Below are 10,839 nucleotides of genomic sequence, written 5' to 3' on the forward strand. Positions count from 1 at the left end.
AAAGTTCCGTTTCCAGTGTAATATTGATACGAGCCATGAGTTCAACGCCTCCTCGATATGATGATGGTTGATCAGCTACATCATAACCGAGGCTTGAGCGAATGGCTCAATTCGAATTTACACCATTATAAGGACTCAATCCACCATGGCGGGAGGCATAATGTTTCGCCAAGTGTTTTAGATAGGATAGTAGGGCCAATTGTGGATAAAGGCTGTATATCGCAGAAATCAGCGTTTGTTTCTGTAGGTGAAGGCTCTGATCACCCCAGGCGGATGGTTACCAATGCTTATATACGAAGAGGGGTTAGAGTGTTTGTCGCACGTTCAGCCACAGTTCGTCATCATCATGGAGCCATGCCGGCACGCGAAGGTTGGGGCAAGGCGCAGAGCCTGTCCTTCTCAACTGAAGTTGAAGATTGGGATTGATTATAAATGTTGATGAAAGATTATCGCACGAACGAGCTAAAATGGTATGTCTGGGCCTATGTTCTAGTTTTGATGAGCACGAGCAAGCCGCGTATTGCCACATGTGCCAGCGACTATCAATTTCAGTACTTCGACATGCTGTTGACCTCGGCCTTTTTTGCCGGTGCAATCAGTGCGTTGGCATTCGTCTTCGACAGCTTGTACACAGAGCGAGCGAAGAGAACGCTTTTATGCTTTGGAGTGCTACCGTTGCCAGGCGAGACAATTTTTACCAGAATATCCAAGGAAAAAATCAAGGACATTCGTTTCGACGTTAATAAGGCTCAAATAGCGTACACGGACATTATTGCCGGTCTTCCTTCAAGCAAAAAAGAAAGGGAAAGATATGAGAACGAAAAGTGGTACTCGTTATTCCGGCAATACAAGGACGACCCAATGGTAAAGGGATCGCACCGCGATTTCCTCTTAAGCCGGGATTTGTTTACGGCCACGGTCACCTTGCTGGCTTTAACTTGTTTGGGCGTATTGTCCAAGGCCGTTCAATTGAACTGGCTGCCCTTCGCATATCTGGCTGTAATGTTGGGTTTGACAGGCGTGGCGTCTCACTTTAAGGCAAGCCGATTTGTAAACAATGTAATAGTAGCTGACCTGAATGCGAATAGCATTGCTAATTTGTGAATAGCCGTGGTCTACTCTGCATTGTGAAGCTTTCTGGATGAAATAACCCAATGGAGAGGGCCGTCTTGCGGCGGGAAAAACCGGCTGAAAGCCCGATCTCCGGTGAGTGAAAGAAGAAATAAACGCTTAGTATTATTTGTTTATAGAGTAGATATGCCTTTGGCAACCTTTTACTTGCTGAAAGGGAAGGAGAACCCGGCATGCGCAGTACAATTCGAAAGATCGAACTCTACATCGCCTCGCTTTGCCTTCTCTTCCTCCTGATTATCGTGATAACGATCGATCCGGGAGTGTATGACGGCGATTCTCGAGTGTTCATCGGATGGGGCGCTGTGCTTCGAAAAAACATCGCTCCCCTCGTTTCCGCTGCGTTTCTGACATACGGAATTTTGTGCTGTGCTCTTTTCAACTATCGCATAAAGGGCAGCATGTCTATCCCCCTTGCTGTTTCATCGGTCAAAAACATAGATTTCGAGCATCTTGCATTTCTGATGACATACATCGTCCCGCTCGCGGGTCTCGACCTTGCGCAGCCGCGCTACACAGCAGTACTGACGGTGCTGCTTCTCACCATAGGCGCGATATACGTTAAAACAGACAAGTTTTACGCCAATCCAACGCTTGCGCTCTTGGGCTTCAAGCTCTACTCGGCGGATATCGTCAAGAGGGCGGGGAAAACGACGAGAGCTATTATAATCACCAAGGACTGCCTGAACGACGAAACCTGTATACGCGCCATCGCTCTTGATAATTGCGTTTTCTTTGCCAAGGTGGTCAAATGAGCGGGGAGGAGTTCTTTAACTCGGTTTCCGATGTCGTCGAGCACAGGAACTGCGAAGCCGAGTTCTACTTTTTGATGGAACCCGAAGGGCTCCCTTCCATGATAAGGCGGGCGGATCTGAACGAGGAGGCATATGCGGAACTGCGCGACGCCTTTATTGACGCGGTTCGCAAGGCCGTTGAGGATGCCGCGCCAGTTGATCTTTCATCGGCTGACGAGAGAGCGAACGGCGTCTATCGCTACGACATGGATCCACCGCCTGAACCGCTGCTCAACTTGGCGAAAGTACTGGAAAACGACGACTTCGAACTTTTCGATCAGATGAAAGAACCGCTGAGCACTCTAAAGGGTATTATCATTATTCTTGGGCAGAGGGACAAGCAACTGGCTGTCTACAAACACCACTACCCTATTTTTACTCTGAGGAAGGGGCTTTTTTCGTTCTTCGGGGATGGCACACGGTTCGAACCGCTTCGACACGATATCTTGCGGATCAATGCATCCTTCGAATTCATGAGGATCGACGGAGCGGACTACATCTTCGATCTGCAGCTTCTCGAACGCTCCTTCGGCTTTCAGGAGACCGTCAAGAAGATGGCGATCAAGAGCCTTGAGAAGATCGTCGCATCCAATCTGCTGGACGATGTTTCCGTCCTTGAGTCACGCCTCGACGATGTCACCTTCACCAGAAAACTGGCGAAATCCGCTGTTGCATCGCCAGTCCTCGATAACGGGATATCGCCAGAAGTGGTCGTTGCCTTCGCGTTATCGCACCCTTCGCTCAGCGGAAAGATTCTGGTGAATCCACAGAGGAACAAGCTTCTGTTGAAAACCAAGAAAGCTCAGGATCTATTTTTGAGACTCTTGAACGACGATTTTCTTCACTCAGAACTCACTCGGCAACACTACGCCAGCATAGCGAAAGATCCGGCGTAGTCGCTTTGCCGCAAATGCCAAAAACCGGAGGTTTCGCTAGATGACCGGAATAATAGGAAACACCGATCTGCTCGCCGAAACGGAGCTGCTGGAAGAAGTCGCGGCGCGGCACCCCTTCGGCGAATACGCCCTACCAATCCGGTGCGTGGAGCTCCTCCGCGACGAGAAGGGGCCGCGCATAGACTTGGACTCCGCCGACAAGGTCATTCGACGCCTCCCCAGCTTGATGTTGTGTCGTAGCTACATCATAACCGAGGCTCTAGCGAATGGCTCGATCCTGAAAAAGAGCAACCCTATGAAAAAACGAATCCTTGTCATCGTCGAAGCCGCATTCAGCCTAACGGGGAAATCCGCTCTTCGAACAATCCGGGCGCTTTTGAGGGTGACTTATGGCTTACAACGATAAGGAGGAACGACGATGAGAATAGAACAGCTGGATATCGAGGGTTTTCCCTCGCTGCGCTCGGGATGACAGAAAAGAAAACGCTCGAGATGACAATACTCGCCGCCCCCTGAAAGGAGGCCATGCCAATGACATACCAACGCATACAGCCCTTCCCGCCGCCTGGCGCGTGCGACTCTCTCGAGCTTCGCGCATTGGCCTCCGTCTGGCGTGAGAAAAAAGCAGCCTTGGAAGACGACGGCGCCTTCAAGGAGTTCGTCAAGAAGATGCAGCGCGAGTGGGCCATCGAGACCGGCATCGTCGAGCGCCTGTACACTTGGGACCGCGGAGTGACGGAGATCCTGATCTCTCAAGGAATAGAGTCGACCGTTATCTCTCACCGCGCAGGGGTCTCCCAAGACGAGGCGGAGCATATTCATGCTCTCATCAAAGACCATCTGGAGATCGTCGAAGGGCTGTTCGGCTTTGTGAAGGGGGACGAGCCGCTGTCGGAGTTTTTTATCAGGGGCCTTCAGGCGAGATTCACGGAGCACCAGGACTTTGTCGAGGCCATGACGGAGCAGGGAGACCGCGTCAGAGTCGCGTTGCGAAAGGGCGAGTACAAGACGCTCCCCAACAATCCGCGCAGACCGGACGGCGTGATGCACCATTACTGCCCGCCGGAGATCACGCAGGAAGAGATGGGGAACCTGATTCGCATTTATCGGGAGTCCGAGGCGCACTACCCCCCGGAGGTGAAATCCGCGTGGCTCCACCATAGATTCACTCAGATTCATCCCTTTCAAGACGGAAACGGGCGAGTGGCCAGGGCGCTGGCCTCTCTGGTGTTCATACGAGAAGGTCTCTTTCCGCTCGTAGTAAGGGATTTCGACAGGAGGGAGTACATCGAAGCGCTCGAGACCGCCGACCTAGGGGACCTCAAGCCTTTGGTCGACTTTTTCGCCCGCAGGCAGAAGGATGCCATACTGAAAGCCCTTGGGCTGGAACAAGAGACCCGGCGGGCGGGGTACGCCGATCAGATCATCGGCTCGGCCATCGAGCTTCTGAGGTCCAGGCTGAACAAGGAGCGGGAGGCCGTCTCCGCAGTCGCCGCACATGCCGACAAGTTGCTGGAGTTTGCGCAGGAGAGATTCCAGGAGCTGGCCGCCGATCTCAGCCAAAGGCTGCAAGAGGTGACGCCTCCCGGGAAAAGCCCGTTCCATGCGCGGGTCAACGCGGCGAGCAACAGCTCGGAGCAGCGTCATTACTTCCAAAGGCAGATAATCGAGACGGCGAGGTCGTTGGACTACTTCGCCAATCTGGAGAAGTACCGCGCATGGTCGAGGCTGACCATCGCGACGGATCAGGACTTCGACTACGTAGTCAGTTTTCACGGATACGGACACGGAGACACGGGAATCCTCGCGGCGTCGGGCTTCACGTACCTCAAGGCCCTGCGCGAGGAGGCCGTCACGGAGGATGTAGGTCTGCGCCAGGCAGCGATGGAGCTCTTCCAGTTCAATTACGCCGAGGACTACGACAGCACGCTGCGCCGTTTTTCCGAATGGCTGGACACCTCGACCGCGATAGCCCTGGCGGAATGGAGTCGCGCGTTGCGGATGCAGTGAGAGTTGATGGGTTGACGGACGTTGTTCCATGAGGGGAAAGGGGCCAGGCCAAGGCGAGATCCCTCGCTGCGGTCGGGATGACAGTACGCTGTCGTCCAGAGGAGCCGAGAGAGGAAGGACTTGGTCATCTGTCGTCCCGAACGCGCGCAGCCAATTCTGTCATCTCGAACGGCGCGCAGCCAATTCTGTCATCTCGAACGGCGCGAAGCCAATTCTGTCGTCCCGAACGGCGCGAAGCTGATTCTGTCATCCCGAACGGCGCGAAGCGACGGAGGGATCTCGGTTTTAGCGCCCTCCCATTTGACACTCCACCCTTCCGAGCAATATAATTACTCAACAACACAATCACCCATCGATGCTCTGGTGGTCGCAGTAGGACATGACGAGTTCAGGGGTATCAATCCCCGTTCCCTGGTGACCCCAGAGGGCGTGATCTTCGACGTAAAGGGAATCTACCAAAAAGAACTGATCGACGGGAGGCTTTAACCCCATGAAAGTTCTGGTCACCGGCGCCGCAGGCTTCATCGGCTTTCACACCGTCCTTCGTCTGCTTCAGCGGGGGGACGAGGTCGTCAGCATCGATAATATAAACGACTATTACGACGTCCGCCTTAAATACGGACGGCTGAAGGAATGCGGAATCAACCCGGATGATGCGGCGCGGTGGGGCAACGAAGTCGCAAGCGAGCTCTTCCCGGCATACCGCTTCATCCGCCTCGACATAACCGACCGCCAAGGAATCGCCGACCTCTTCGAGCGCGAGAAGTTCCACCGAGTCGTCCACCTGGCCGCACAGGCCGGGGTGCGCTACAGCCTCGTCAACCCGCACGCCTACATCGACTCCAACATATGCGGAACTCTCAACATCCTCGAAGGTTGCATACACAACGCCGTCGAACACCTCGTCTACGCCTCCAGCTCGTCAGTCTACGGTCTCAACGAGACCATGCCCTTCGGCACAAGCGACAGCGTGGACCACCCGGTCAGCCTCTACGCCGCCACCAAGAAGAGCAACGAGCTGATGGCCCACAGCTACAGCAAGCTATATAACCTCCCCACCACCGGTCTGCGCTTCTTCACAGTCTACGGCCCCTGGAGCCGCCCCGACATGGCGCTCTTCCTGTTTACCTCCGCCATTCTCGAAGGCAGACCCATCGACGTCTTCAACAACGGCGACATGAGCCGCGACTTCACCTACGTGGACGACATAGTTGAGGGAGTCCTCCGCGTGCTGGATAGCCCCGCCACCTGGGCCGACACCGTCGACCTTGAGCGAACCTTCGGCTACAGGCCCGCGACTCCGGTAAAGGAGGGGATAAGGCGGTTTGTAGAATGGCACAGGCTTTTATGGGACAGAGTTGGGGTTCCGAGGTTGTGCTGAAATAGCAATTATTACTCTTTGGCCTTCTTCAGAGTACGCAACGCCAGTTAGAATAATAAGAACGGGCTTATTATTTACGCTGGCTATGAAAAACCGTGCAGACCAGATTGATTGTGAGGAAGTGTGTTCCGATGGAAAGTTCAACACCTTTTTTTTCCGCTGTCATACCCGTTTACAATAAGGGGCCTCATGTGGCGAGGGCCATCAGGTCCGTCTTGGCGCAAACGTGGCAGAATTATGAGCTGTTGTTGATAAACGACGCCTCCACGGACGAAAGCCTTGAGGAGATGCAAAAGTACACCGATCCTCGAATCAGAATCCTCCACCGCGACACCCCCGGTCCCGGCGGCTACGCCGCTAGAAACCTAGGCATCAGGGAGGCGAAGGCGGAGTGGGTGGCATTCCTAGACGCCGACGACGAGTGGTACCCGGAACATCTGGAGAGGATGAAAGAGCTGATCCAAGCCTATTCTCATGTAAAGTTTTTCAGCTGCGGCTGGGAAACGAGCATGGAGGGTAGAAAGAAGCAAGACTCGTATTATCAAAATAATATGCACAGAGGGCAGCACGAAATCAACTGCGAGGACTACCTGCGCCTATCCATCAAAGGAGGAAGGCCGGCCTGGACTGGTGTAACAGTAATATCAAAGACTATACCCTTTGCGCCAACGCTGTTTCCAGAGGACAAGCAGGCGAAGCGCGGCGGAGATCTTCACGCTTGGCTGAAGCTGATCTGTTCATTAAAAATCATGGCGTGGAGTCCGCATATCGGGGCGGTGTATCATAGGGATTGTGTAAATATGGTCACAAAAACAGCACCGGAAAGCTATCACTTAATGACTAAAGATGTTTATAATGGGTTTGTTCCTACTCTAAATATTAAAGAAGCAAATCTCCTTAAAATTCACTTGAACAAAAGACTTATCAGTTCTTGGGTTGGGTGTATCATGAGACACGACAAATCATTTTTCCTTCCTTTGAAACTATTTTGGCGTGGAAATATGCTTTTTGCACTCAAATGGTCATTACTAGTTTTCATTCCACATTCGCTGCTCAGGTTTCTTTATAGGATGCGTTCGAAATATCTGAATAGGGATCCTTGAACACGTTTCGATAAATCTGATATCCTCCTGTCATAAGAGATCCGTAGAAGAAACAACGTAGTGGGTAAGCCTTCCAGACAGCGAAACGGCATTGATGCTTGTTGCGGCCCGACTTCGGTACGTGCTCTCTCACCAGTGGGGAACGAAGCGGTATATGAACATGGAGTCGTTACTGGAAGGAGAGATTGAATCCACCGTATAGGACGAAACACATACTAAAAGTAAGCTACAGCCGAATCGGTTTTCAAGGTGCTATTGTCTGAATCCAACTTTTGCGAAAGACCCTTGACACTACCATTATACGTTATAGATCTTTCTGTGATAACGTATAATATCTTTCGCACAATCGGGCTCAAGATGGTTATTCTATTTTTTTAGAGCCGCTTGTCTCCAGTTTCAGAGCCACCTGTCTCCTGTTTTAGAGCCACGAGTATCCATTTCCGGAGCCACCCTTCCAGCTCTTATGGAGGCGAAGCCGCCTATCAGGGGCTTCGCCCGCCGTTATTGACCTACAGCTTCTTTGAGGCTTTGCGCTTGAAGCTCTTCCTCCACCTCATGGAGTCCTCCCCGTCGATGACGATCTCGTAGGCGTTGTGGACTATCCTGTCGAGAATGGCGTCGGCGACTCTGCCGTCGTCGATCTGCTCGTGCCATCCGGCCGGACCGCACTGCGACACGAATATCGTGGAGGCGTTCTGGTGTCTGGCCTCGATTATCTCAAGAAGGTCAAGGGCGGCGGAGCCGCCCAGAGGCGTCAGCATCCATTCGTCGAGTATGAGAAGCGAAATCTTCTTCTTGTACTGGTTCAGCAGCTTCTTGATGGTACCGTCCCCTCTGGCTATCGACAGGTCCGTCAGAAGTTCGGGGAGCCGCTTGTACCTGACGGTGTTATAATTCCGGCATGCGGCGTTGCCGAGGGCGCAGGCGATGTAGGTCTTTCCCGCGCCGGTGGCGCCGACCAGAATGACATCTCGGCGTTCTCTTATGTACGAGCAGGTCGCAAGGGAGGAGAGAAGCTCTCTGTCGAGCTTTCTGTCCGGGTGGTATTCGATGCCCTCCATGCACGCGTCCCCTATTTTCAGTCCGGCTTTCGCGAAGAGGCGGTCCATGAGAGAGTCCCGCCTCCTGGAGTATTCGGCCTCCACCAGCATCCCGAAGCGCTCCTCGAAGGAGAGCCCGCTCATCGACGCGTTGCGGAGCTGCTGCCTGAAGGCGTCGGCCATGCCGCGCAGCCTCATCTCGTGCAGTTTGTCCAGCGTGGGCTCGTTAAGCATCGCGTCTGCCTCCGTAGTAACCGGCGCCCCTGATGAAGCTGTGGCTTTCGTCGGGTTTTCTCGCCGTCTCGACGGATGGAGGCGCCTTGTCCTGCCCGGATTTGAGGATCGCCGAGATGTTCCTTACTGTGGGGCGCGGAGTGTAGGACAGCGCCCTTGCACAGGCGTTCTCCAGACGCTCGACGGAGTGCTTGTCCGCCATCCTCAGTATGCCCGTGCAAGCCCGATACCCCTGCTCCTCCACCTTGCATCCGGCCAGCAGGCTCCGGACTACCGCCTCCGCATTGGGACCGATGCCCGACGCCCACGAGACGAAGCGTTCGGCGTTCCACTCGGCTGTCTTGCGATGTTTCTCCGGCATGTGCTCCGGCACTGTGCGGTACTGTCCCGGAGCGCCGGTGATCCTAGGGTGGGAGCATATCCGCACTCCGTTGTAGAAGATCTCCACCATCCTGCTCGTGACGCGCACGTCGACCTTCTGCTTGATGTATTCGTGGCAAACGCTGTAGTAGTTCTTGTCCACCTCGACGTGGTAGTTGAAGGCCACGGTCGCGGTCTTCCACACCGAGATCTCGTACGGGTTCAGCGGCAGAGGGAAGAGGTAGTCTCTCTCCTCCTCCAGAAAGGCGCTCAACCTGCTCCCCGGGCGTTTCTGGAACGGGCGCGCGTTGAGCTCGTCCAGTTTTTTCCTTATCTCGCGGTTGAGCTCGTCGAAGTCGAAGAAGGGTCTGTTTCTCAACGCCGCGGCGATCCACGTGGAGATGTGCCTCACAGTCCCCTCGACGCTGGCCTTGTCCTTGGGTCGACGCACTCTGGCCGGGACTATCGCCGTCCCGTAGTGCTCTGCCATTTCGTGATACGTCCTGTTGATGACGGGGGAATACCAGTCCGCCCTGTCCACTCCGGTCTTGAGGTTGTCTGGCACCACCATGCGGGGCACCCCGCCGAAGTGCGCGAAGGCATTGACGTGCCCGAGTATCCAGCTCTCCATGCCCATGTCGGGGAAGGCCTCCACGTAGGCGTACTGGCTCGCCGGAAGCACCGCGACGAAAAGACGCGCCGGGCTCTCCTCCCCGGTCGCGGGATCGCGAAGCTTCATTCCCTTGCCGGCCCAGTCCACCTCCATTCGCTCCCCCGGCTTCCTGTCGATGTGCATAGTCGCCCTGGAGGCGACGGCGTACTTGCGGTAGATCTTGCAGAACTGGGCGTACTGGTACGGAATCTCTCCTTCTTCCCGGCAGCTCCGGCAGTAGTTGTCCCACAGAAGCGTCAGAGTCACGCTCGGCTTTGCCAGCTCCCGGTGAATGGCCTCGCAGTCGGGCGTCCGAGGGGACCTCTCCTTTTCCTTCTCCGGGAAGAGAAGCCTTCTCAAGTCGCCCTCCTCGACCTCCGGCTGCAGAGGCCACGCCAGCCCCATTCTCGCAGCCCTCGCAAGCACCTCAGCCACCGTGTTGCGGGAGCAGGAAACGCTCCCCGCTATGCTCCTCCCGCTCAATCCCAGAGATGCCAGCCGCAGAATCTCCCTGTACTGCGTCTTCATACCACTGCAAACCTCCCTTGTTCGAATTCGCACGCATCGGCGCGCATTCGAATTGTAGGAGATTCGCTCCCTCAGGGCAGATCGCCGGCTCTCTATAGGAGAACCCCGGCTCTATTTCAGGAGATTCGTGGCTCTCGTTTTGGAGACAAGCGGCTCTGTCGCAGTAGAATAACCAAGAGTATGCAGCAGCCCCCGAAAGGGTGTAAAGTTAATCTGCGACAATAAACTTACCCTTGAAACGGAGGCTGCCGCATATGAAAGATACCACAGAAAGGACGAACAGGACACTGCCGGCTCCAAAAATCATCAGCATCGACGAGGGGGAGATACGCAACCATCTGAACGACATTGTCAAGAAGAGCGTGGAGGACACGCTGAACGGCCTCCTGGACGCCGAGGCCGACGCCCTGTGCAACGCGGCCAGATACGAACGATCTCCCGACCGGGTGGACACGAGAGCGGGCCACTACACCAGGAAGCTCCACACGAAGGCCGGCGAAGTCACCCTCAAGGTGCCCAAGCTCAGGAAGCTCACCTTCGAGACCTCCATCATAGAGAGATACCGCCGTAGGGAGAGCTCGGTCGAGGAGGCCATGATCGAGATGTACCTCGCGGGTGTGTCCCTCAGGCGCGTGGAGGACATCACGGAGGCTCTCTGGGGCAGCAGTGTCAGTCCGTCCACCATAAGCAACATGAACAAGAAGATATAC

The 10,839-nt window shown here is 54.8% G+C and carries 10 protein-coding genes; 8 read left to right on the forward strand and 2 right to left on the reverse strand.

All coding sequences use genetic code 11. The features are described from left to right. The first annotated feature begins 432 nt into the window (after positions 1-432). The 7 genes from GX181_07830 to GX181_07860 all read left to right on the forward strand — a co-directional run bounded on the left by GX181_07830 (position 433) and on the right by GX181_07860 (position 7,315). Complete coding sequence (locus GX181_07830) at positions 433-1,104, forward strand: hypothetical protein (GenBank protein ID NLM71850.1); 672 nt, start codon at positions 433-435, stop codon at positions 1,102-1,104. Positions 1,105-1,304: 200 nt separating this feature from the next. Then, entirely contained in the window at positions 1,305-1,886 is a 582-nt protein-coding gene (locus GX181_07835) for a hypothetical protein (protein NLM71851.1), read from the forward strand. After that, positions 1,883-2,821: a DUF4868 domain-containing protein gene (locus tag GX181_07840; GenBank protein ID NLM71852.1), complete on the forward strand. Its 939-nt coding sequence runs from the start codon at positions 1,883-1,885 to the stop codon at positions 2,819-2,821. The genes GX181_07835 and GX181_07840 overlap by 4 nt, the downstream gene beginning before the upstream one ends. A 40-nt stretch (positions 2,822-2,861) precedes the next feature. Beyond that, positions 2,862-3,227, forward strand: a complete 366-nt coding sequence (locus GX181_07845; GenBank protein NLM71853.1) for a hypothetical protein — start codon at positions 2,862-2,864, stop codon at positions 3,225-3,227. A gap of 125 nt (positions 3,228-3,352) precedes the next feature. After that, positions 3,353-4,831, forward strand: coding sequence for a Fic family protein (locus GX181_07850; GenBank protein ID NLM71854.1), 1,479 nt, complete (start codon positions 3,353-3,355; stop codon positions 4,829-4,831). 490 nt (positions 4,832-5,321) lie between these two features. Beyond that, complete coding sequence (locus GX181_07855) at positions 5,322-6,212, forward strand: NAD-dependent epimerase/dehydratase family protein (protein NLM71855.1); 891 nt, start codon at positions 5,322-5,324, stop codon at positions 6,210-6,212. 131 nt (positions 6,213-6,343) lie between these two features. Further along, entirely contained in the window at positions 6,344-7,315 is a 972-nt protein-coding gene (locus GX181_07860) for a glycosyltransferase family 2 protein (GenBank protein ID NLM71856.1), read from the forward strand. Between the two features lie 509 nt (positions 7,316-7,824). On the opposite strand, the gene GX181_07865 is transcribed toward GX181_07860, so the two are convergent. Beyond that, the gene (locus GX181_07865; GenBank protein NLM71857.1) at positions 7,825-8,589 is read right to left on the reverse strand and encodes an ATP-binding protein; all 765 of its coding nucleotides are present in this window, start codon (positions 8,587-8,589) and stop codon (positions 7,825-7,827) included. Continuing rightward, positions 8,582-10,129, reverse strand: coding sequence for an IS21 family transposase (locus tag GX181_07870; protein NLM71858.1), 1,548 nt, complete (start codon positions 10,127-10,129; stop codon positions 8,582-8,584). The genes GX181_07865 and GX181_07870 overlap by 8 nt, the downstream gene beginning before the upstream one ends. Positions 10,130-10,383: 254 nt before the next feature. Between GX181_07870 and GX181_07875 the strand changes: the two genes are divergently transcribed. Further along, the coding region (locus tag GX181_07875) for an IS256 family transposase (GenBank protein ID NLM71859.1) at positions 10,384-10,839 on the forward strand (456 nt) is incomplete at its 3' end.

The sequence above is a fragment of the Synergistaceae bacterium genome, from assembly GCA_012521675.1.
Taxonomy (GTDB): Bacteria; Synergistota; Synergistia; order Synergistales; family Aminobacteriaceae; genus JAAYLU01.